Annotated in this window: 20 protein-coding genes; 10 read left to right on the forward strand and 10 right to left on the reverse strand. The window is 68.9% G+C overall.

The window, feature by feature from the left end; genetic code table 11:
• The 5 genes from AC1D01_RS01850 to AC1D01_RS01870 all read right to left on the reverse strand — a co-directional run.
• A partial coding sequence (locus AC1D01_RS01850; RefSeq protein ID WP_477864409.1) for a type IV pili methyl-accepting chemotaxis transducer N-terminal domain-containing protein occupies nucleotides 1-1,399 on the reverse strand: 1,399 nt, incomplete at its 3' end.
• Nucleotides 1,400-1,457: 58 nt separating this feature from the next.
• Nucleotides 1,458-1,976, reverse strand: coding sequence for a chemotaxis protein CheW (locus tag AC1D01_RS01855; protein WP_477864410.1), 519 nt, complete (start codon nucleotides 1,974-1,976; stop codon nucleotides 1,458-1,460).
• A gap of 62 nt (nucleotides 1,977-2,038) precedes the next feature.
• Nucleotides 2,039-2,404 (reverse strand): response regulator transcription factor, encoded by a 366-nt coding sequence (locus tag AC1D01_RS01860; RefSeq protein ID WP_047509914.1) that lies wholly within the window; start codon nucleotides 2,402-2,404, stop codon nucleotides 2,039-2,041.
• Between the two features lie 60 nt (nucleotides 2,405-2,464).
• Nucleotides 2,465-2,857, reverse strand: coding sequence for a response regulator (locus AC1D01_RS01865; protein WP_073463030.1), 393 nt, complete (start codon nucleotides 2,855-2,857; stop codon nucleotides 2,465-2,467).
• Nucleotides 2,858-2,929: 72 nt separating this feature from the next.
• Nucleotides 2,930-3,082 carry a rubredoxin gene (locus tag AC1D01_RS01870; protein ID WP_082004612.1) on the reverse strand — a complete coding sequence of 51 codons (153 nt, stop codon included), beginning with the start codon at nucleotides 3,080-3,082 and terminating at the stop codon, nucleotides 2,930-2,932.
• Between the two features lie 190 nt (nucleotides 3,083-3,272).
• Between AC1D01_RS01870 and thiD the strand changes: the two genes are divergently transcribed.
• The 3 genes from thiD to mpl are packed head-to-tail and all read left to right on the forward strand — an operon-like array spanning nucleotide 3,273 to nucleotide 6,866.
• Nucleotides 3,273-4,208 carry a bifunctional hydroxymethylpyrimidine kinase/phosphomethylpyrimidine kinase gene (gene thiD / locus AC1D01_RS01875; RefSeq protein WP_477864411.1) on the forward strand — a complete coding sequence of 312 codons (936 nt, stop codon included), beginning with the start codon at nucleotides 3,273-3,275 and terminating at the stop codon, nucleotides 4,206-4,208.
• A gap of 11 nt (nucleotides 4,209-4,219) precedes the next feature.
• Nucleotides 4,220-5,509: a glutamate-1-semialdehyde 2,1-aminomutase gene (gene hemL / locus AC1D01_RS01880; RefSeq protein ID WP_477864412.1), complete on the forward strand. Its 1,290-nt coding sequence runs from the start codon at nucleotides 4,220-4,222 to the stop codon at nucleotides 5,507-5,509.
• A 4-nt stretch (nucleotides 5,510-5,513) separates the two neighbouring features.
• Nucleotides 5,514-6,866 (forward strand): UDP-N-acetylmuramate:L-alanyl-gamma-D-glutamyl-meso-diaminopimelate ligase, encoded by a 1,353-nt coding sequence (gene mpl / locus AC1D01_RS01885; RefSeq protein WP_477864413.1) that lies wholly within the window; start codon nucleotides 5,514-5,516, stop codon nucleotides 6,864-6,866.
• A 398-nt stretch (nucleotides 6,867-7,264) separates the two neighbouring features.
• Here the strand turns inward: mpl and AC1D01_RS01890 are convergent, their stop codons facing one another.
• From AC1D01_RS01890 to AC1D01_RS01905, 4 genes are read right to left on the reverse strand one after another with little or no spacing between them, the layout of a single operon-like run.
• A complete protein-coding gene (locus AC1D01_RS01890; protein WP_477864414.1) occupies nucleotides 7,265-8,032 on the reverse strand; it encodes a DeoR/GlpR family DNA-binding transcription regulator in 768 nt (255 codons plus the stop codon).
• 4 nt (nucleotides 8,033-8,036) lie between these two features.
• Complete coding sequence (locus tag AC1D01_RS01895; RefSeq protein WP_477864415.1) at nucleotides 8,037-9,665, reverse strand: ABC transporter permease subunit; 1,629 nt, start codon at nucleotides 9,663-9,665, stop codon at nucleotides 8,037-8,039.
• Nucleotides 9,662-10,660 carry an ABC transporter ATP-binding protein gene (locus AC1D01_RS01900; protein WP_477864425.1) on the reverse strand — a complete coding sequence of 333 codons (999 nt, stop codon included), beginning with the start codon at nucleotides 10,658-10,660 and terminating at the stop codon, nucleotides 9,662-9,664. Before AC1D01_RS01900 ends, AC1D01_RS01895 begins: the two co-directional genes overlap by 4 nt.
• Before the next feature lie 14 nt (nucleotides 10,661-10,674).
• Nucleotides 10,675-11,685, reverse strand: coding sequence for an ABC transporter substrate-binding protein (locus AC1D01_RS01905; protein WP_477864416.1), 1,011 nt, complete (start codon nucleotides 11,683-11,685; stop codon nucleotides 10,675-10,677).
• A 166-nt stretch (nucleotides 11,686-11,851) separates the two neighbouring features.
• On the opposite strand from AC1D01_RS01905, the gene hisN reads away from it, so the two are divergent.
• From hisN to AC1D01_RS01920, 3 genes are all read left to right on the forward strand, one after another.
• Nucleotides 11,852-12,655 (forward strand): histidinol-phosphatase, encoded by an 804-nt coding sequence (gene hisN / locus AC1D01_RS01910; RefSeq protein ID WP_477864417.1) that lies wholly within the window; start codon nucleotides 11,852-11,854, stop codon nucleotides 12,653-12,655.
• A gap of 130 nt (nucleotides 12,656-12,785) precedes the next feature.
• On the forward strand, nucleotides 12,786-13,325 hold the full coding sequence (locus AC1D01_RS01915) for an Mpo1 family 2-hydroxy fatty acid dioxygenase (protein ID WP_477864418.1): 540 nt from the start codon (nucleotides 12,786-12,788) through the stop codon (nucleotides 13,323-13,325).
• A gap of 3 nt (nucleotides 13,326-13,328) precedes the next feature.
• A complete protein-coding gene (locus AC1D01_RS01920) occupies nucleotides 13,329-14,321 on the forward strand; it encodes an MBL fold metallo-hydrolase (RefSeq protein ID WP_477864419.1) in 993 nt (330 codons plus the stop codon).
• A gap of 42 nt (nucleotides 14,322-14,363) precedes the next feature.
• On the opposite strand, the gene AC1D01_RS01925 is transcribed toward AC1D01_RS01920, so the two are convergent.
• Nucleotides 14,364-15,185: an undecaprenyl-diphosphate phosphatase gene (locus AC1D01_RS01925; RefSeq protein ID WP_477864420.1), complete on the reverse strand. Its 822-nt coding sequence runs from the start codon at nucleotides 15,183-15,185 to the stop codon at nucleotides 14,364-14,366.
• Nucleotides 15,186-15,340: 155 nt separating this feature from the next.
• Here AC1D01_RS01925 and AC1D01_RS01930 point away from each other — a divergent pair, with 155 nt between their 5' ends.
• The 4 genes from AC1D01_RS01930 to AC1D01_RS01945 form a co-directional block, all read left to right on the forward strand.
• Entirely contained in the window at nucleotides 15,341-15,997 is a 657-nt protein-coding gene (locus AC1D01_RS01930; protein WP_477864421.1) for a TetR/AcrR family transcriptional regulator, read from the forward strand.
• Nucleotides 15,994-17,136: an efflux RND transporter periplasmic adaptor subunit gene (locus AC1D01_RS01935; protein ID WP_477864422.1), complete on the forward strand. Its 1,143-nt coding sequence runs from the start codon at nucleotides 15,994-15,996 to the stop codon at nucleotides 17,134-17,136. The genes AC1D01_RS01930 and AC1D01_RS01935 overlap by 4 nt, the downstream gene beginning before the upstream one ends.
• Before the next feature lie 16 nt (nucleotides 17,137-17,152).
• Nucleotides 17,153-20,368 (forward strand): efflux RND transporter permease subunit, encoded by a 3,216-nt coding sequence (locus AC1D01_RS01940; RefSeq protein ID WP_477864423.1) that lies wholly within the window; start codon nucleotides 17,153-17,155, stop codon nucleotides 20,366-20,368.
• The coding region (locus tag AC1D01_RS01945; RefSeq protein WP_477864424.1) for a protein-L-isoaspartate O-methyltransferase family protein at nucleotides 20,365-20,846 on the forward strand (482 nt) is incomplete at its 3' end. The genes AC1D01_RS01940 and AC1D01_RS01945, both read left to right, overlap by 4 nt.

A 20,846-nucleotide genomic window follows, 5' to 3' on the forward strand; every position in this document is an offset into this window, starting at 1 on the left:
CCGTCACGGTGGCCTGCTGTGTCAGGTCGCCTTCAGCAACCGTCTGCAGTTCGTTCATCAATCGCAGAATGGCCGCCTGGTTCGCGTCGTTGACGCGCTTGGCTTCCTGTTCCTGGCGTTCTGCTTCGAGCCGCTGGTTCTCGGCGAGCGCGGCACGTTGCGCCTGGTCTCGCACATACAGCTGCAGGAAGCCCGCACCGCCGAGGGCCAGCACGACGGCCGACAGCACCAGCAGGCCCAGGTTCACGACGTTGAAGCCGGTGACGGTGGACAGGCGGTCCTGCACCGTCTCAAGGCCCTTGCGCAGCGGTTCGCTGTCGCCAATGATCGCGGACTGCGCTTCACGGGCCGACACCAGGCCCTGCAGGTTGCCCAGAATCGAGCTGGCCTGGGTGCGCGTCTCTTCGTATTGCTTCAGCAGCGCGGTCAGGCGCTCCTTGGTCTGCGGGTCCTTGGTGCCCGGCAGGCGCAGTTCGGCGTTGCCGTTCGACAGGCCGTCGGCGATTTCGCGGAACGAGTTCAGGTCCTTGCCCAGCAGGAACACGGCCTCGGGGCTCACGCCTTCCATGGTCAGGAATTCGTTGGCCGACTTGCCGATGCGCTGCGTCAGCATCACGAGCTGGCCGACGGCCGACAGCTCGGCCGGCGAGGCTTCCTGCTGCAGCTTCAGCGACGACACCGTCTCGGCGATTTCCAGCAGGTCGGACGACTGGCGGTTGATCGCGCGCAGCGCTTGGCCGACCTGCGTCAGGATCTTCTGCTGCGCGAGCACGGTGTTCGCGTTCTTCTCGGCGCGGTCGATCAGCGGCAGCAGCGGCTCCAGCGTGTCCTGCACGACGCCCGGCGCCGCATCGACGTTCTGGTCACCCTTGGCCAGGCCGCGCACGTTGCGCGCCAGCACCTCGGTACTTTCCTTCACCTCGGGGAAGGCCTGCGCGCTGCCGATCAGGGCCTGCGACACCGACTTCGCCAGACGCTGCGACTGCATCAGCGCCTGACCGGAGTAGCCCACCTGGGCAGCGCCCTTGTTGGCCTGGTTCAGCGAGCTGATCGTCATGCCGACCAGGCCGACGAGGCCGAGCAGCACCATGACGCCCAGCACGCGCTGCTGCTGTCCGACCGGCCGGTTGCCGATCAGCGGCACGCCGGTGCCGGACATCAGCGCGGCGTTGTCGCCGCTCGGCAGCCGGGTTTCGGAGAAATCGGCGAGTTCGGACGGCGCAGCCTCCGAGATGATCGACGAGTCGAGGTTCACCGTGTTGGCGCCACCGTCCGGCCGCCCATCGTCACCGTGCCCCAGGTCGAGGCCGGCCACGTCGTCCAGCGCAACGGCACCGTCGGCGCCATATGCGTCGTCACGGCCTTTGCCCTTGCCTTTGATTTTGTTCAGGAAGCTCATAGGTGCCTCGTTGCGTCGTCTTGGGTAATGCAGTCAGGAGGGCCGGCGCGGGTGCGCCTCAGCCTGCGATCTTCAGGAAAGCGGCCTCGGTGGCCAGCTGTGCCAGGTTCAATTCGCGCCAGAGGCGTTTGCCTTCGTCGCGGTAATGCGTTCCGACGAAAGCCGGCTTGGCCTGTCCGTCGTCGGGTTCGGGCGTCAGCTGCTGCAGGTTGCGCAGGCCGGCGAGCCGGTCCACCAACACCGCGCAGTTGATGTTCAGTTCGGAGTTGAACGCGACGAACCAGGACTGCTCGCGCACCGGCTCGTTGCCGCGCACGCCCAGGAAGCCGGCCAGGTCGACCACCCCGTGCAGCCGGCCGCGCAGGTTGGCCACGCCCATGAACCAGCGGCTGGTGTACGGCACCGGCATGGCAGGCGCGAACGGGAAGATTTCACCGGCCTCCTGCAGCGGGAACAGGAACCCGTGGCTGCCGCACTCGACGGCCAGCCAGGCGCGGCCGCGCTCCTGCGTACGCGCCGCCTGCAGCCTTTCGGCCAGGCGACTTTGCAGTTCGCGCAATGCTTCCTTGTTGGCCATTCAGTTCTCTGCCTGCGGGGCGACGTGTGACGGTGAGGTGGGGGGACGGATGCCGGCGGCGTTCAATCGAACGCGCGGATCTTCGACACCAGCTCGTCGGCGTCGACGGGCTTGACGATGTAGTCGCGTGCGCCCTGGCGCATGCCCCACACCTTGTCGGTTTCCTGGTTCTTGCTGGTGCACATGATCACCGGCACGTCGGTGAAGCGCGGGTCGCGCGTGATCGCACGGGTCAGCTGGAAGCCGTTCTGGCCGGGCATGACCACGTCCATCAGGATCAGGTCGGGCTTTTCCTCGCCCAGCCGGCGCATCGCGTCTTCGCCGTTCTCGGCAGTTCGCACCGCGTAGCCGCGCTTGGTCAGCAGCTCCGACAGGTAGTGCAGTTCGGTCTTCGAATCGTCGACCAACAGAATCTTCTGAATCGCCATCGTCTTACTCCTTCAACTCTCTTGCAGGGCAACGTTACCGGGAAACAGCAGGTGTGCGCATCAGGCGCGGGCCGGCCGGTGCTGTGCCACGGCTTGCAGCAACTGGTCCTTGGTGAACGGCTTCGTGAGGTAGTCCTCCGAGCCGACCATCCGTCCGCGTGCCTTGTCGAACAGGCCGTCCTTCGAGGACAGCATGATGACCGGCACGTCGGCAAATTTCGCGTTTCGCTTGATGATGGCGCAGGTCTGATACCCGTCCAGGCGCGGCATCAGGATGTCGCAGAAGATCAGGTCCGGGGCGTGGTCGTTGACCTTGGACAGCGCGTCGAAACCATCTTCCGCGAGCAGCACGGTATGGCCGCCCTGCTTCAGGAAGATCTCCGCGCTGCGGCGGATCGTGTTGCTGTCGTCGATCACCAGCACCTTGATGCCTGCGATGGCTTCATTGCTCACCGAGAATCCCCTCAATGACTGAATGCGGCCGTGGCACCTGCCCGGCACGCCATGTAAGAGCCTCAGCGACCATCAGATCTGGACCATTTCGAAATCTTCCTTGCGTGCGCCGCATTCCGGGCAGGTCCAGTTCATGGGAACGGATTCCCATGCGGTGCCCGGTGCGATACCGTGTTCAGGATCCCCTGCAGCTTCGTCGTAAATCCACCCGCAGATCAGGCACATCCAGGTTCGGGTACCGCTGAGGTCATTGCTCACTTTGTTTTTGTCGCTTCACTACAATGAGAAAAGATTGTAGCGACGCAGATTGACAAAAAACCATTGATTCCTGGGCACCTACGCCACATTCCTCACATTTTTCTAGAAGTCAGTGCCGGCAAACCCGACTCGTCTTCACCTTCCTGACGGACCCCCCATGACCCCAGACGCCCCCCCCGCGGACCCTCAGGCCGACCCGAACCAGGAAGCGCCCGCACCCGCCTGCGTGATGACATTCAACGCGAGCGACCCGAGCGGCGCCGGCGGCCTGGCCGGCGATGTCGCGACCATTGCGGCGATGGGCGCGCATGCGCTGCCGGTGGTCACCTCGATCGTGCTGCGTGACACCGCCGAGGTATTCGACCACAGCGCGATCGACGCCGACGTGGTGGTCGAGCAGGCCCGCAGCATCCTCGAGGACGTGAGCATCGCCGCCTGGAAGGTCGGCTTCCTCGGGTCCGCCGAGGGCGTCAGCGCGGTCGCCGAGGTGCTGTCCGACTACCCCGAGGTGCCGCTGGTCGCCTACATGCCGAACCTGTCGTGGCTCGAAGAGGACGACCAGCAGGCCTACCTCGACGCGTTCCGCGAGCTGGTGCTGCCGCAGACCGAGGTGCTGGTCGGCAGCCACCAGACGCTGACCGATTTCCTGCTGCCCGAGTGGAGCAGCGAGCGCCCGGCCTCGCCGCGCGAGCTGGCGGTGGCCGCGGCGCAGCACGGCACGCGCTTCGTGCTGGTCACGAGCGTGCCGCTGCCCGACCAGTTCATGGACAACGTGCTGGCCTCGCCGCAGGGCGCGATCACCGGCGAGAAGTTCGAGCGCTTCGAGGTGAGCTTCGTCGGCGCGGGCGACACGCTGTCGTCGGCGCTGGCGGCGCTGCTGGCCGCCGGCAGCGAGCTGCACGCGGCGGTCGGCGAATCGCTTGCGTTCCTCGACCAGGCGCTGGACGCCGGCTTCCGCCCCGGCATGGGCAACGTGATCCCCGACCGCTTCTTCTGGGCGCTGCCGCCCGGTGAAGAAGGCGAGGAAGGCGAGCCCGGCAGCGGCGCCGCCAACGACGACGAGGCGCCCAAAGACCCCCGGCATGTGCACTGAGACAGCCTGAGATGACGAAAACCAACGAGAGTCTGTTCGAGCGCGCCCGCCGCGTGATCCCCGGCGGCGTCAACTCGCCGGTGCGCGCGTTCCGGGCCGTCGGCGGCACGCCGCGCTTCATCGCCCGCGCGCAGGGCGCGTACATGTATGACGCCGAGGGCACGCGCTACATCGACTACATCGGCTCCTGGGGCCCGATGATCCTCGGCCACGGCCATCCAGCGGTGCTCGAGGCGGTGCAGAAGGCCGCGCTCGACGGTTTCTCGTTCGGCGCCCCGACCGAGCGCGAGATCGAACTCGCCGAGGAGATCCTGAAGCTGGTGCCGAGCCTCGAGCAGATCCGCCTCGTCAGCTCCGGCACCGAGGCCGCGATGAGCGCCATCCGCCTCGCGCGCGGCGCCACCGGCCGCAACCGCATCGTCAAGTTCGAGGGCTGCTACCACGGCCATGCCGATGCGCTGCTCGTGAAGGCCGGCTCGGGCCTCGCCACCTTCGGCCACGCGACCAGCGCCGGCGTGCCGGCCGAGGTGGTGCAGCACACGATGGTGCTCGAGTACAACCACCTGGCGCAGCTCGAGGAAGCCTTCAGTCTGCACGGCCGCGACATCGCCTGCGTGATGATCGAGCCGATCGCCGGCAACATGAACTTCATCCGCACCCAGTTGCCGTTCATGAAGCGGCTGCGCGAGCTGTGCACGCAGCACGGCGCACTGCTGGTGTTCGACGAGGTGATGACCGGCTTCCGCGTCGGCCTGCACGGCGCGCAGGGCCTGTACGCGCGCGCGCTGCCCGGCTTCGAGCCCGACCTCAGCGTGTTCGGCAAGGTGATCGGCGGCGGCATGCCGCTGGCGGCCTTCGGCGGCAAGCGCGCGGTGATGGAGCAACTGGCGCCGCTCGGCCCGGTCTACCAGGCCGGCACGCTGTCGGGCAACCCGGTGGCCACCGCCTGCGGCCTGGCGACGCTGCGCGAGATCCAGCGCCCCGGCTTCTTCGAGGCGCTGTCGGCGCGCACCCGCAGCCTGGTCGACGGCCTGGCCGCGGTCGCGCGCGAGAACGGCGCGCCCTGGTCAACCGACTGCGAAGGCGGCATGTTCGGCTTCTTCCTGGCCGACACGCTGCCGCAGAACTACGCGACCGTGATGGCCACCGACAAGGAGCGCTTCAACCGCTTCTTCCACGGCCTGCTCGACCAGGGCGTGTACATCGCCCCGGCGCTGTACGAGGCCGGCTTCGTCAGCGCCGCCCACACGGCCGAAGACATCGAGACCACGATCGCCGCGGCACGATCCGTGCTGAAGTAGCGGCATGCACATCCACATCCTCGGCATCTGCGGCACCTTCATGGGCGGCGTCGCCGCGCTCGCCCGCGAAGGCGGCCACCGCGTCACCGGTTGCGACGCCGGCGTCTACCCGCCGATGAGCGACCAGCTGCGCGCGCTCGGCATCGAGTTGATCGAGGGCTGGGGCGCCGACCAGGTCAAGCTCGCGCCCGACCTGTTCGTCGTCGGCAACGTGGTTTCGCGCGGCAACGAGCTGATGGAAGCCATCCTCGACGCCGGCCTGCCGTACACCAGCGGGCCGCAGTGGCTGGCCGAGAACGTGCTGCAGGGCCGCCATGTCTTGGCGGTCGCCGGCACGCACGGCAAGACCAGCACCACCTCGATGCTGGCGTGGGTGCTGGAGCAGGCCGGGCTGAAGCCGGGCTTCCTGGTGGGCGGGGTGCCGCAGAACTTCGGCGTGTCGGCGAGATTGGGCGAAGGCAAACCCTTCGTGATCGAGGCCGACGAATACGACACCGCGTTCTTCGACAAGCGCAGCAAGTTCGTGCACTACCGCCCGCGCACCGCGGTGCTGAACAACCTCGAGTTCGACCACGCCGACATCTTCCCGGACCTGGGCGCGATCGAGACCCAGTTCCACCACCTGGTGCGCACGGTGCCGGCGGCCGGCCGGCTGGTCGTCAATGCGCGCGAGGAGTCGCTGCAGCGGGTGCTGGCGCGCGGCTGCTGGAGCGACGTGGTGCGCTTCGGTGCCCGCAAGGAAACGCCCGGCGCGCTGCGCGCCCGCGGCGAGCCGCATGCGTTCGACGTGCTGCGCGGCAGCCTGAAGATCGCGCACGTCGAGTGGCCGCTGCTGGGCGAGCACAACCAGCTGAATGCGCTCGCGGCGATTGCCGCGGCCGAGCACGTGGGCGTCGATCCGCAGGTCGCCGCGAAGGCGCTCGCCACGTTCCAGAACGTGCGCCGCCGCATGGAGCTGCGCGGCGAGGCCGGCGGCGTGAAGATCTACGACGACTTCGCGCACCACCCGACGGCGATCCGCACCACGGTCAACGGGCTGCGCCGCAAGGTCGGGCTGGAGCGCATCCTCGCGGTGCTGGAGCCGCGCTCGAACACGATGAAGCTCGGCACGATGAAGGCCCAGCTGCCGTGGTCGCTGGAGGAGGCGGACCTGTCGTTCTGCTACCAGGGCAACCTGGGCTGGGACGCGCGCGAGGCGCTGGCGCCGATGGGCGACAAGGCGGTGGTGTGCGACACCATCGAAGCGCTGGTGGCCGCGGTGCGACGGGCCGCGAAGCCCGGCGACCACGTGCTGTGCATGAGCAACGGCGGGTTCGGCGGGGTTCACGACAAGCTGCTGGCTGCTCTGTCGGCTTGATTGCTGGGCTTGCGAGGTTTCTGCGCGAGCAAAGGCGCGGGCTGGGGGTGTGGGGCTCAGGAAACACGCATGACGCCCCCCGGGTGACAACCCGGGGCCAATCCTCATTTGTTCGCTTGTCACCTTCCCAAGGCAGGGCGGTGGCACGAAGGCGCGTGCGGGGAGGCTGTGGAGCGCCAATCAGGACGGGTCGCCGGAGCTGGCTGGTTTCATGGCCCGCGTGCGCAGCACGCTTCGTGMACTGACTGTCGCCCACTGTTTGACCACAACGAACGAAGTGAGTGGCGGGAGTTTGGGCGACGGGCCRTGAAACCAGYCAGCGGAGGGCAGTCTTCGCCCCCAGGGGCGAAGACCGCACCGACCGGCGAGCCCCAGCCTCCCCACCCGCGCCTTTGCCACTACGCGATCAGGATTTCACAACCGCCTTCACGAAGCCCCTCGAGCGCCGGCATCCGGCGCGCCCGCCCGTCGGTGACGATCTGGTCGATGTCGCTCACCGCGCACCATCCGACCCGGCTCGCCTGCCCGAGCTTGCCGTGGTCGGCCAGCATCACCCGCCGCTTCGAACAGGCCACCATCGCCCGCGCCACCTCCGCCTCGCGGTGCTCGTAGCTCGTCGCGCCGTGCACCGCATGCAGCGATACCGGTGACAACAGCGCCAGGTCGGCATGGTGGCGATGGATCTCGGCCACGGTCTGCTCGCCGTAGGTGGCGCCGATGTCGGCCACCGGGCGCCCCCCCAGCAGGATCACCTCGTGGCGCCGCGCATCGGCCGCCACCAGCTTCATCGCCACATCGAACGAGTTGGTGATCACCGTCAGGCCGCTCAGCGACGCCAGCTCCTGCGCCAGCGCCGACACCGTGCTGCCGGCATCGAGGAACAAGGTCTGGCCCGGCCGCAGCAGCCGGGCCGCAGCACGCGCGATCGACCGCTTCTCCGCCAGCCGCACCTTGATGCGCTCGCCGATCGGCGCTTCCGGCTCCGGAGCGGTCGCGACCACTCCCCCGTGCACGCGCCGCAATTCACCGGTGGCCTCCAGCGCCATCACGTCGCGGCGCACCGTCTCGCGCGAAACGCCGAGATCGCTCGCGATGCGCTCGGTGCTCAAGCGCTGGAAGTTCGCGAGCAGGTCGCGCAATCGCTGGTATCGGTCTTCCTGCAACATCGGTTCAAGGGCTCCTCGATCGCGTCAGGACCTGCAGCAGCCAGGCCGACACACCGACGATCAACATGATGCAGGTCGAGAAAGCCGCCGCCTGCGATGTGAACCCGGCCTCGTCGAGCCGCATCACGCTCACCGCGCCCAGCATCGTCGACGGCGTGATCAGGAAGATCACCGCCGACAACGTGACCATCGAGCGCATGAACAGGAACAGCGCCACCGTCCACAACGTGGGCCGCAGCGCCGGCACGTAGACGTCGCGCCAATGCCGCCACACACCGCCGCCGAGCGCGCTGCAGGCCTCCTCCAACGCGTCGGGGACCGCGCGCACGCCGCTGGACATCGTCACGTAGGCCTGCGTGTGGTAGTGGTAGAAGTTGCACAGCGCCAGCAGGAGCACCGAGCCGTACAACGCCGCAAACGGCCATTGCGGGCGGTTGAACGCGAACACATACGACAGGCCCAGCACCAGGCCGGGCACCGCCACCGGCAAGGCAGACAGCAGCGCCACCGCGCGCGCAGGCGCAGGCGGCAATCGCCGCGCCGCCAACGCGAGACCGAGCAGCAGCAGCGTGCCCAGCACCGCGGCGAGCACCGACACCGCCAGCGACGTCCACAGCGGTGCATAGCCGCCCGCCAGCGTGATGTCGTAGTGCTTCAGCGTGAACTCCAGCTTGTAGGGCCACAAGCGCATCAGGCTGCCGATCACCACCGTGCCGACCACGCAGGCCAGCGAGCCGGCGATCAGCAGGTTGCCGACAAAGAACGGCACGTCGCGCCGGGCCCATGGCAACGGCCGCGGCGGGCGTGCCGATTCGGCGCCGAGCCCCGCCTGCCGGCGCGCAGCGACATGCTCGATCCACACCGACAGCCCCGCCGGCAGCAGCAGCAGCAGGCCGACCACCGCGCCGAGCCCGAACTTCATCTGCCCGCTCACCTGGTTGTAGATCTCGGTCGCGAGCACCGGATAGTCGCCGCCGATCACCACCGCATTGCCGAAATCGGTGATCGTCACCGTGAAGACGACGAAGGCCGCGCTCAGCAGCGCATAGCGCATGCCCGGCAACGTGATGTCGACGAAGCGCCGCCACGGCGTCGCGCCCAGCAGCTCGGCCACCTCGTAGTGGCGCGCATCGCCATGCCGGAGCGCGGCGCGCAGGATCATCGCGGCCTGCGGCAGCGCGTACATCACGTCGGCGATCAACAGCCCGCTGAACCCGTACACCTCGGGACGCACGCCCAGCAGCTTGCCGACCAGCCCGTTGCGCCCCAGCAGGAAGATCAGCCCGAGGCCCAGCACCAGCGACGGCGCCAGCACCGGCAGCGCCAGGCTCGCTCCGACGAAACGCTTGCCCGGCATCGCGGTGCGCTCGAGCCCGAACGCGACCACGAAGGCGAGCAGCACGGTGATCGCGGTCGCCGAGACGCCCAGCACCAGGCTGTGCGCGAGCGCGCGCCACACGCCGGGCGTGTCCCACAGCGCCACCCAGTTCGACACACCGACGCCGCCGCCCTCGTCGAGCAGGCTGCGCCACGCGATCGTCAGCATCGGCACACCGAAGAACAGGACCAGCGCCACCAGCGGGATCCACAGGCAGGCGCGCAGCAGCCAGCGGTCGAGCGGCGCGTCGATCACCCTGCCACCCACGCGCAATCGGCCGCGGCGATCTGCACCGAGACCGCGTCACCCGGCAGCAACGCCGGACCGGCCGCCGGCAGCTCGGCCAGCAGTTCGCGGCCTCGCCAGCTCACGCGCAGCCGGCGCAGGTTGCCGAGGAAGCTGAGGTCGATCACGCGGCTGTCGCCATGCGGGTCCGGCGCCAGCACCACCCGCTCGGGCCGCACGCACGCCGCGTCGCCGACCGGATCGCCGCGCAGCAGCTCGGTCGCCGCCTCGCGCACCCATTCGCGCGGCAGCAGGTTGCCGTGCCCCATGAAATCGGCGACGAAGCGGGTCCGCGGCTGCAGATACAGTTGCTGCGGCGTGCCCTGCTGCTCGATGCGGCCCTGGTTCATGCAGACGATCGTGTCGGCCAGCGCCATCGCTTCCTCCTGGTCGTGCGTGACCATCAGCGTCGGGATGCGCAGCCGGCGCTGCAGCTCGCGCAGCTCGTGGCGCAGCTCGGCGCGCACCTTCGCGTCGAGCGCCGACAGCGGCTCGTCGAGCAGGATCAACGCCGGGTCGACCGCCACCGCGCGCGCCAGCGCGACCCGCTGCTGCTGGCCGCCCGAGAGCTGGGCCGGATGGCGTTGCGCCAGTGCTGACAGCTTCACCAGCGACAGCAGCTCGGCCACGCGCGCCTCGATCTGCGGTGCCGGTGCACCGCGGATGCGCAGCCCGTAGCCGACGTTCTGCGCCACCGTCATGTGCGGGAACAGCGAGTACGACTGGAACACGATGCCGAAGCCGCGCTCGCGCGCCGGCACGGTCGCCAGGTCGCGACCGCCCAGCATCAGGCGGCCCCGGTCGGCCGCCAGCAGCCCCGCGATGATGCGCAGCAGCGTCGTCTTGCCGCACCCGCTCGGCCCCAGCAGGCACACGAACTCCTCGGCCCCGATCGAGAGGTCGATGTGCTCGAGCGCGACGAATCCATCGAAGCTCTTGTGCAGGCCGCTGATCTGGAGCGCCATGCCGGGCGACGCGCTCACCGCCCGATCGCCTTCTGCCAGGCCGCGAGCGTGGCGTCGCGGTCCTTGGCCGATTGCGCGAAGTTCATCGGGTAGAGCACCTTCGACAGGTCGGCTGGCAGCCCGGCGATCTGCGCGGCCTTCGACGGCGGCGTGCCGGGAATCGTGACGATCTCCTTGTACTTCGTGTAGAGCGCCGCGGCCTGCGGCGACAGCGTCCACTCGAGGAAGCGCTTCGCATCGGCCTTGTTCTTCGAGCTCTTCATCAGCGCCGAGGCTTCCAGTTCGTAGCCGGCACCGTCACTCGGAATCACCATCTTCACCGGAAAGCCCTCCTCCACCGACTGGATCGCCGCGAACGCGAGCGACGCGCCGATCGCGTACTCGCCCGCACGCGCCGCCTTGCACGGGCGCGAGCCCGACTTGATGTACTGCGCGACGTTGCCGTCCAGCGCCTTCAGGAAGGCCCAGCCCTTCTCGCTGCCCTGCGACTGCAGCAGTGCAGCCACCTGCAGGTAGCCGGTGCCGGAGGACACCGGGTTGGGCATCACCACCTCGCCCTTGTAGACCGGGTTCGCGAGGTCCTTCCACGAGGTCGGCATCGGCAGGTTCTTGGCTTTCAGCACGTCGGTGTTCACGCAGAACGCGGCCATGTAGCCGGTCGCGGCAAACCAGCTGCCGTCGGCGGCCCGGTAGGCGGCCGGCAGCTTCTCGGCGCCTTTCCCGGCATGGGGCTCGACCATCGCGCCGATGCGCGGATCGAGCATGTTCGTCACCGCCCAGCCCCAGATCACGTCGTGCTGCGGGTTGCCCGCCTCGGCCAGGATGCGTGCACCCAGGTCGCCGGTGGACAGGCGCAGCACCTTCACGTCGACGTCCGGCAGGCTCTGCTTCGCCGCCGCCACGTACTCGGCGATCTCGTTCTCCTCCAGCGCGGTATACGCGGTGATCGTGCCGGCCCGGGCCAGCCCGGGAACGGCGAGCGCGGTGAACAGCGTGGCGGCAAGCAGGGGGCGGTGGACGGTCATGGACTTCTCCGGTGGATGCCTCAAACGAGGGCGGGACAACAGGGGCGGGACACCAGCACAGGGCACGCTTCATGCATTCGCGTTGTGCGTTTCCTGGCGTTTGTGCAAATCTGTGTGTTTCCACATGACGCTCCCGCACGATGCATGCCAACCCACGAGGTCCTCGATGAGCGATGAAGCGCTGTCCCCCGCCCCATCCGCCCTGCTGCCGGACGACGATGTCCGGTTGGCCGAACAGTTGGCCGATGAAGCCGGCAGGCTGGCGCTGCGCTGGTTCCGCGGCCGCGTCGAGGTGCTGACGAAGGCCGACGACAGCCCGGTGACGGTCGCCGACCGCGAAGTCGAGCGCATGCTGCGCGAGCGCATCGCCGCAGCGCGGCCCGGCGACGGCCTGCTCGGCGAGGAGCACGGCCGCGAGCGACTCGATGCGGAAAGGGTCTGGGTGATCGACCCCATCGACGGCACGAAGGCCTTCATCACCGGCTCGCCGCTCTGGGGCAACCTGCTGGCGCTGCTGTGGCGCGGCCGGCCGGTCGTCGGCGTCGTGAACCTGCCGGCGCTCGGCGAGTGCTGGGTGGGACGCGCCGGGCAGCCGAGCCGCTGGAACGGCGCACCGTGCCGCAGCAGCGGCTGCACGCGGCTGGCCGACGCCCGGGTCTACACCACCTCGCCCGACGCCTTCGATGCCGACGGCTGGCGCGCCTTCGACACGCTGAGCCGGCGTGCCGCGCTGCGGCGCTTCGGCGGCGATTGCCACAGCTACGGCTCCCTGGCGTCCGGCCACGTCGACCTGGTGGTCGAGAGCGGGCTGCAGCCCTACGACTTCCTGGCCCTGGTGCCGGTGATCGAGGGCGCCGGCGGCGTCATCACCGATTGGCAAGGCCGCGCGCTGCACATGGGTTCTGACGGCCGGGTGGTCGCGGCGGCCACGCTGGAACTGCAGGCCCAGGCGCTGGCCGCGCTGGCGTGACGCGGTGGCTTGAAATCGTGACCGAACGCGCCATGTGCAAGGAGTCACAGTCGGCCGCTTGCGCTCAGCGGCAACCGCTCTAAGATGGGCCATCCGACCGCAGCCCTGGCACCAGACCACGGAGAACACCATGACGAGACAACGTTCGGCCCTGGACCTCCTGTCGCAGTACGCGGCCTACCACCGCGACCGCCGCAACATCACCACCCATTTCTTCGGCATCCCGCTGATCGTGTTCGCCGTCAGCGTGCTGCTCGCCAAACCGGCCTTCACGCTCGGCAACCTCGCCCTCACCCCCGCCTGGATCGCCTGGGGCCTCGCCACCATCTGGTATCTGACGCGCGGCAACCTCGCCCTCGGCCTCGCGGTCAGCCTCGCCAACGGCGTGCTGACCGTCCTCGCGCAACAGGTCTCCGGCGGCAGCCTCGCCAGCTGGCTGGGCTGGGGCCTCGGCAGCTTCATCGCCGGCTGGGTCATCCAGTTCATCGGGCACTACTACGAAGGGCGCAAACCGGCCTTCGTCGACGACCTCGTCGGCCTGCTGGTCGGCCCGATGTTCGTCACGGCCGAGATCATGTTCGCGCTGGGCTGGGGCCGGCCGCTGCTGGCCGAGATCGAGCGCCGGGTCGGCCCGACCGTGCTGCGCGACCTCGCCCACCCCGCTGCCTGATTCGTGACCCTCCGCCAGGTTCGGCGCGCCGCGCTGGCGCTGGCGGCTCTGCTGGTCCTGGCCATCGCCTTCCTGGTGGTCCAGGCGCAGCGCCATCCTTCCCTCGATGAGTTCCGGTCACTGACGCTGCCGCCGGCTCCCGCCGGCTCGGCCGTCACGGTGCGCTTCGCCGGTGTCGCGACACTGCTGTTCGACGACGGCGAGACCGCCTGGATGACCGACGGCTTCTTCTCGCGGCCCGGCATGCGCCCCACCTTCTTCGGACGCATCGGGCCCGACGCCGCGGCCATCGACAGCGCACTGAAGCGCCTGGGCGTCAACAAACTCGCGGCCGTGGTGCCGGTGCATTCCCATTACGACCACGCGATGGATTCGCCCACCGTCGCGCTGCGCACCGGCGCCGTGCTGGTCGGCTCGAACTCGACGATGCAGATCGGCTTCGGCGCCGGGTTGCCGCCGGCCCAGTTGCGCGAGGTGCAGCCGGGTGACAGCGTCACGCTCGGCAAGTTCAGGCTGACCTTCATCGCGTCACGCCACAGCCCGACGCCGTGGAGCGATGGCGTGTCGGTGGAGAACATCGCGGCGCCCGTCGTCCCGCCGACGCGCGCACCGGCCTGGCGCGAGGGCCAGGTATGGAGCATCGTCGTCGAGCACGCCTCGGGCGGCCGCTGGTTGATCGAAGGCAGCGCCGGCTTCATCCCCGGCGCCCTGGCCGGCCGCCAGGTCGACACCGTGTTCCTCGGCGTCGGCACGCTCGGCCGCAAGGACGACGCCTACCGCAGCGCCTACTGGCACGAGACGGTGCAGCTGACCGGCGCCAGACGCGTCGTGCCGATCCACTGGGACGACTTCTGGCAGCCGCTCGACCGGCCGCTGCAGGCGATGCCGCTGCTGTTCGACGATTTCGGCGTGACGATGGCCGACCTGTCGCGGCGGGCAAAGCAGGACGGCGTCGAGCTGCGCCTGCCACCGCTGTTCACGCCCTTCGCGCCCTAGCAGCGCGCTTTGAGGTCACAGCTTGTGACCTCAAGCGCCTGCTCAATCCGCCCAGGTGACCACGCCACTCCACGCCGTCACCAGCACCACGATGCCGAACACGATGCGGTACCAGGCGAACGGCACGAAGGTGTGCGTGGAGATGTAGCGCAGCAACCAGCGCACGCAGAAGAACGCCGAGATGAAGGCGGCCACCATGCCGACCACCCACATGCCCAGGTCGTCGATCGACAGCAGCGCGCGCTCCTTGTAGAGCGAGTACACCGACGCGACGCCGAGCGTCGGGATCGCGAGGTAGAAGGTGAACTCGGTCGCCACCTGCCGCGACAGGCCGAACAGCATGCCGCCGATGATGGTGGCGCCCGAACGGCTCGTGCCCGGGATCAACGCGAAGGCCTGCGCAATGCCGACCTTCAGCGCATCCAGCGGTGTCAGGTCGTCGACCGAATGCACCCGCACGCTGTGCTGGCGCCGCTCGGCCCACAGGATGACCAGGCCGCCGACGATGAAGGTGGTCGCCACCGTCGGCGCGTTGAACAGGTTCGCCTTCAGCATCTTGCCGAACAGCAGGCCCAGCACCGCCAGCGGCAGGAACGCGATGCCGACGTTCAACAGCAGCCGGCGTGCCTTCGGGTCGCTCCCCAGCCCGCCCAGCACGCCGCCGATGCGACCGCGGAATTCCCACACCACGGCCAGGATCGCCGCGGACTGGATCACGATCTCGAACAGCTTGCCGCGCGCATCGTTGAAGTGCATCAACGACCCCGCCAGGATCAGGTGCCCCGTGCTCGACACCGGCAGGAACTCCGTCAGGCCCTCGACGACGCCCATCACCGCCGCCTTCAACAACAGTACGAAGTCCACGCGCATTCCCCGGCAAAAATGAGCGCCGATGATAGCGGCCACCCACGGCTGCCCAGGCCCGTGAACAAGGGGTTACCCCGATGCCGCCCTCGCCCCCGGCTTGACCCCCACCACCCCACACCTTACATTACTGACCAGTCAGTCAGTACCAGTCCATGAGTACCCCCCACCCCCTCCCCGCCCGCCAGCGCCGCAAGGAAGCCCGTCCGCAGGAACTGCTGGACGCGGCTTTGGCGCTCTTTTCTGAAAAGGGTTTCTCCGCGACCCGGTCGGAAGAGGTCGCGGCGGCGGCCGGGGTGTCCAAGGGCACGCTCTATCTCTATTACCCGAGCAAGGAAGAGCTGCTGAAGGCGGTGATCCGCGACCGCGTGTCGACCGAGATCCAGAGCGGCGTCGACGAGGTGCGCGCCTTCGCCGGCAGCAACGCCCAGGTGCTGCGCGAGGTGCTGCCGCGCTGGTGGCTGCGCATCTTCGAGAGCCCGGCCTCCGCCGTCTTCAAGCTGATCGTCACCGAGGTGCGCAACTTTCCCGACATCGCCGAGTACTACCGCGAGCAGGTCGTCGAGCCCGGCTCGCAGCTGGTCGGCGCCATCGTGCAGCGCGGCATCGACGCCGGCGAATTCCACCCGGTCAACGTCGAGTTCACCGTGCACTCGCTGATACTGCCGATGATCATGCTGTGCATGCACAAGCACTCGCTGGGCGCCTGCGCGCCGGTGCCGTCGCTGATGACTCCCCACGATTTCGTCTACCAGCACATGGACACCGTCACCCGCGGCATCGAGCGCCACCCGGCACCGGTCATGCCATGAAGCGCTGGATGAAGTGGGCGGTCCCCGTCGTCGTCGTCGCGCTGATCGGCGGCTTCGTGATGCGCGCGCTCAGCGCCCGCAAGCAGGAGCAGGCCCTGCTCGGCACCACCAAGGCACCGGCGGCGCTGGAGCTCGCGCCCGGCGACCTGCTCGTGCTGCGCCCGCAATCGTTCGCCCGCACGCTCGCGGTGTCGGGCGGCCTGAAGGCGGTCAACAGCGCGGTGGTGCGCGCCAAGGTCGCGGCCGAGGTCAAGTCGCTGACGGTGCGCGAAGGCGACAGCGTCAAGGCCGGCCAGGTGATCGGCCAGCTCGAGACCACCGAGGTCGAGCTGCGCCTGCGCCAGGCCGAGCAGAACGCCGCGTCGGCGCGCGGCCAGCTCGACATCGCCCGCCGCACGCTGGAGAACAACAAGGCGCTCGTCGCGCAGGGTTTCATCTCGGCCACCGGGCTGGAGACCTCGGTGTCGAACGAGGCCTCGGCCCAGGCCACCTACGGCGCCGCGGTCGCCGCGGTCGACCTGGCCCGCAAGTCGCGCAGCGATGCGCAGCTGGTCGCGCCGATCAACGGCATCGTCTCGGTGCGTGCGGTGCAGCCGGGCGAGCGCGTTGCGATCGACGCCAAGCTGGTCGAGGTGGTCGACCTGTCGCGCATCGAGCTCGAGGCCGCGATCGCCCCCGAAGACGTCGGCACGGTGCAGGTCGGCCAGGCGGCCACGCTGCAGGTCGACGGGCTCGCCGCGCCCGCGCAAGCGAAGGTGGTGCGCATCAACCCGAGCACGCAGTCGGGCACGCGCGCGGTGATGGTCTACCTCGAACTGCAGCCGCAGCCCGGCTTGCGCCAGGGCCTGTTCGCGCGCGGCGCGATCGAGATGGAACGCAAGACCGCGCTGGTCGTGCCGGCCAATGCCGTGCGCGTCGAGCAGGCCCGGCCCTATGTGCTGGCGGTGGTCGACGGCAAGGTGGTGCAGCGCCCGGTGACGCTGGGCGCCCGCGGCAGCGTCGCCGGCAGCCTGGAGCGCGACGGCCAGGTCGAGCTGCTGCAAGGCGCCGGCGGAGGCATGACGCTGTTGCGCGGCACCGTCGGCCCGGTGCGCGAAGGCACGGCCGTGCGCGTCACCAGCGCGGCCTCGGCCCCCTGACCGGCCCTGCCCCACCATGTGGTTCACCCGCGTCTCGATCGGCAACCCGGTGATGGCCACGATGGTCATGCTGGCCTTCGTCGTGCTCGGGCTGTTCAGCTACCAGCGCCTGGCGGTCGACCAGTTCCCGAACATCGATTTCCCGACCGTCGTCGTGCAGATGGACTACCCGGGCGCCTCGCCCGAGATCGTCGAGAGCGAGGTCACGAAGAAGATCGAGGAGGCGGTCAACACCGTCGCCGGCATCAACTCGCTGTACTCGCGCTCGTATGAAGGCACGGCCGTCGTGATCGTCGAGTTCAACCTCAATGTCGACGGGCGCAAGGCGGCCGACGATGTGCGCGAGAAGGTCGCGCTGATCCGCCCCAACCTGCGCGACGAGGTGAAGGAGCCGCGCATCTCGCGCTTCGACCCGGCCAGCCAGCCGATCTTCAACGTCGCAGTGCTCTCCACCGACGGCCAGCGCTCGCCGCAGGAGCTCACCACCTGGGCCACCCAGGTGCTGCAGAAGCGGCTCGAGAACGTGCGCGGCGTCGGTGCGGTCAGCGTGATCGGCGGCGTCGAGCGCGAGATCAACGTCTACGTGCGGCCGGCCGCGCTCGATGCGCTGGGCTTCAGCGTCGACCAGGTCGTCGCCGCGGTGAAGAGCGAGAACCAGGAGCTGCCGATGGGCTCGATCCGCACGCGCGAGCAGGAGCGGGTCGTGCAGATCAATGCGCGGCTGAAACGGCCGGACGACTTCCGCGAGATCATCGTCGCCCGCCGCGGCGCGAACGGCGGCAACGCCGTCAAGCTGTGGCAGGTGGCCGACGTGGTCGACGGCCCGCAGGAGATCGAGAGCCTCGCGCTCTACAACGGCCAGCGCACCGTGCTGCTGTCGGTGCAGAAATCGCAGGGCGAGAACACCATCGAGGTGGTCGACGGGCTGAACAAGGCGCTGGCCGAATCGGCCGCCCTCACGCCGCCGGGCGTCAAGGTCGAGGTCAACCGCGACAACTCGCGCGGCATCCGCGTCTCGGTGGCCAACGTCAAGCGCACGCTGTTCGAGGGCGCGGCGCTCACGGTGCTGATCGTGTTCCTGTTCCTGAACTCCTGGCGCTCGACCGTGATCACCGGCCTGACGCTGCCGATCGCGCTGATCGGCACCTTCCTGTTCATGTACGTGTTCGGCTTCACGATCAACACCATCACGATGATGGCGCTGAGCCTGTGCGTCGGGCTGCTGATCGACGACGCGATCGTCGTGCGCGAGAACATCGTGCGCCATGTGCAGATGGGCAAGAGCGCGCACCAGGCGGCACTCGACGGCACCAACGAGATCGGCCTGGCGGTGCTGGCCACCACGCTGTCGATCGTCGCGGTGTTCCTGCCGATCGGCTTCATGGGCGGCATCGTCGGCAAGTTCTTCCATGAGTTCGGGCTGACCATCGTCGCGGCGGTGCTGATCTCGATGTTCGTCAGCTTCACGCTCGATCCGATGCTGTCGAGCATCTGGCACGATCCCCAGGCCCATGGCGTGCACCACGGGCCGCCGGTGACGCTCTACGACAAGACCATCGGCCGCGTCACCGGCGTGTTCGACCGCTTCACGCAGTGGCTGTCGCRSGCCTACCAGGAGATCCTCGGCTGGGCGCTCGCGCACAAGCYCGCGACGCTCGKCATCGCGCTCGCCACCTTYGTCGGCAGCTTCTTCCTGATCCCGGTGCTCGGTGCCGAGTTCGTGCCCAAGGCCGATTTCTCCGAGACGCAGGTCAACTTCTACACGCCGGTCGGCTCGTCGATCGAGGTCACCGAGATGCGCGCGAAGCAGGTCGACGCGATGCTGCGCGAGATGCCCGAGGTGCGCCACACGGTGACCACGATCAACAGCGGCAACGCGCTCGGCAAGATCTACGCGTCCACCTACATCCGCCTCGTCGACCGCAAGGACCGCAGCCGCAACCTGAACGAGCTCAGCGTGCCGCTGCGCGAGCGGCTGTCGCGCATCCCCGGCATCACCGTCACCAACATCGGCCCGACCGACCTCGGCGGCGGCAAGAGCCTGCAGTTCTCGATCCAGGGCGCCGACCTGGCCGAGCTCGCGCGGCTGTCGGCCCAGCTCGACGTGAAGCTGCGCGCCATCCCCGGCCTGGTCGACCTCGACACCACGCTGAAGCCCGACAAGCCGACCGTCGCGATCGACGTGAAGCGCGACGCCGCCTCCGACGCCGGCCTGAACGTCAACGCGCTCGCCAACAGCCTGCGCACGCTGGTGGCCGGCACCACGGTGGGCAACTGGCGCGCGCCCGACGGCGAGAACTACGACGTGAACGTGCGCCTCGCGCCCGACAGCCGCAACACGCTGGAAGACCTGCAGCGCCTGCCGATCAACGTCGCCGCGGCGGCCGACGGCTCGGCGCGCTCGGTGCGGCTGTCGCAGGTGGCCGACATCACGCCGTCGACCGGCCCGAACCAGATCAACCGGCGCGACCTGAACCGCGAGATCAACATCGACGCGAATGCCTACGGCCGCAGCTCGGGCGACGTGTCGGCCGACATCCGCCGCGCCCTCGACACCATCGCGTGGCCGCCCGGCTACCGCTACGTGTTCGGCGGCTCGACGAAGAACATGAACGAGTCGTTCGCGTATGCGGTCGGTGCGCTGGCGCTGGCGGTGGTGTTCATCTACATGATCCTCGCGAGCCAGTTCCGCAGCTTCCTGCAGCCGCTCGCGCTGATGAGTTCGCTGCCGCTGACGCTGATCGGCGTGGTGCTCGCGCTGCTGATGTTCCGCTCGACGCTGAACATGTTCAGCATCATCGGCATCGTGATGCTGATGGGGCTGGTGACGAAGAACGCGATCCTGCTGGTGGATTTCGCGATCCGCTCGCGCGCCGGCGAGCACCGGGGCGAGCACGGGCTCGACCACGACGAGCCGCCGATGACCCGCGAGCAGGCGCTGCTGCATGCGGCCGAGGTGCGGCTGCGCCCGATCCTGATGACCACGCTGGCGATGATCTTCGGCATGGTGCCGCTGGCGTTCGCGCTGTCCGAGGGTTCGGAGCAGCGCGCGCCGATGGGCCAGGCGGTGATCGGCGGGGTGATCACCTCGTCGCTGCTGACGCTGGTGGTGGTGCCCGTCATCTATTGCTACCTGGATGACCTGGCGTCCTGGGCCAAAAGCAGGTGGGCGCCCCATAAAATGCCAGGTTTGCCCCAACCCCAGCCTGCTTCCGGAGGAACGCCGCCATGAACGTCGAACAAGCCCGCTTCAACATGATCGAGCAGCAGATCCGCCCGTGGGACGTGCTCGACCCCGGCGTGCTGACGCTGCTGGGCGTGATCAAGCGCGAGGATTTCGTGCCGGCCGCCTACCGCGCGATGGCCTTCATGGACACCGAGGTGCCGCTGCCGGGCGGCCAGCAGATGCTGGCGCCGCGCGTCGAGGCCCGGCTGCTGCAGGAACTGAACGTGCGCCGCCACGAGCGCGTGCTGGAGATCGGCGCCGGCTCGGGCTACATGGCCGCGCTGTTGTCGCACAAGGCGCGCCAGGTGGTCACACTGGAGATCGTGCCCGAGCTGGCCCGCCTGGCCGCCGAGAACCTGCGCCGCGCCGCGGTCGCCAACGTCAGCGTGGTCGAGGGCGAYGGCTCGAAGAAGCTGCCGACGGCCGGCCCGTTCGACGTGATCCTGCTGTCGGGCTCGGTGGCCGCGGTGCCGCAGGCGCTGCT

It is taken from the genome of Rhizobacter sp. P3_B12 (genome assembly GCF_056402895.1).

Excerpts from the sequence above, each read along its gene's own strand:
- hemL (WP_477864412.1), top strand. The coding sequence starts at position 4,220 with ATGACGAAAACCAACGAGAGTCTGTTCGAGCGCGCCCGCCGCGTGATC.
- AC1D01_RS01855 (WP_477864410.1), bottom strand. The coding sequence starts at position 1,976 with ATGGCCAACAAGGAAGCATTGCGCGAACTGCAAAGTCGCCTGGCCGAA.
- AC1D01_RS01900 (WP_477864425.1), bottom strand. The coding sequence starts at position 10,660 with ATGGCGCTCCAGATCAGCGGCCTGCACAAGAGCTTCGATGGATTCGTC.
- AC1D01_RS01905 (WP_477864416.1), bottom strand. The coding sequence starts at position 11,685 with ATGACCGTCCACCGCCCCCTGCTTGCCGCCACGCTGTTCACCGCGCTC.
- AC1D01_RS01935 (WP_477864422.1), top strand. The coding sequence starts at position 15,994 with ATGAAGCGCTGGATGAAGTGGGCGGTCCCCGTCGTCGTCGTCGCGCTG.
- AC1D01_RS01915 (WP_477864418.1), top strand. The coding sequence starts at position 12,786 with ATGACGAGACAACGTTCGGCCCTGGACCTCCTGTCGCAGTACGCGGCC.
- AC1D01_RS01870 (WP_082004612.1), bottom strand. The coding sequence starts at position 3,082 with ATGTGCCTGATCTGCGGGTGGATTTACGACGAAGCTGCAGGGGATCCT.
- hisN (WP_477864417.1), top strand. The coding sequence starts at position 11,852 with ATGAGCGATGAAGCGCTGTCCCCCGCCCCATCCGCCCTGCTGCCGGAC.
- AC1D01_RS01890 (WP_477864414.1), bottom strand. The coding sequence starts at position 8,032 with ATGTTGCAGGAAGACCGATACCAGCGATTGCGCGACCTGCTCGCGAAC.
- thiD (WP_477864411.1), top strand. The coding sequence starts at position 3,273 with ATGACCCCAGACGCCCCCCCCGCGGACCCTCAGGCCGACCCGAACCAG.
- AC1D01_RS01930 (WP_477864421.1), top strand. The coding sequence starts at position 15,341 with ATGAGTACCCCCCACCCCCTCCCCGCCCGCCAGCGCCGCAAGGAAGCC.
- mpl (WP_477864413.1), top strand. The coding sequence starts at position 5,514 with ATGCACATCCACATCCTCGGCATCTGCGGCACCTTCATGGGCGGCGTC.
- AC1D01_RS01860 (WP_047509914.1), bottom strand. The coding sequence starts at position 2,404 with ATGGCGATTCAGAAGATTCTGTTGGTCGACGATTCGAAGACCGAACTG.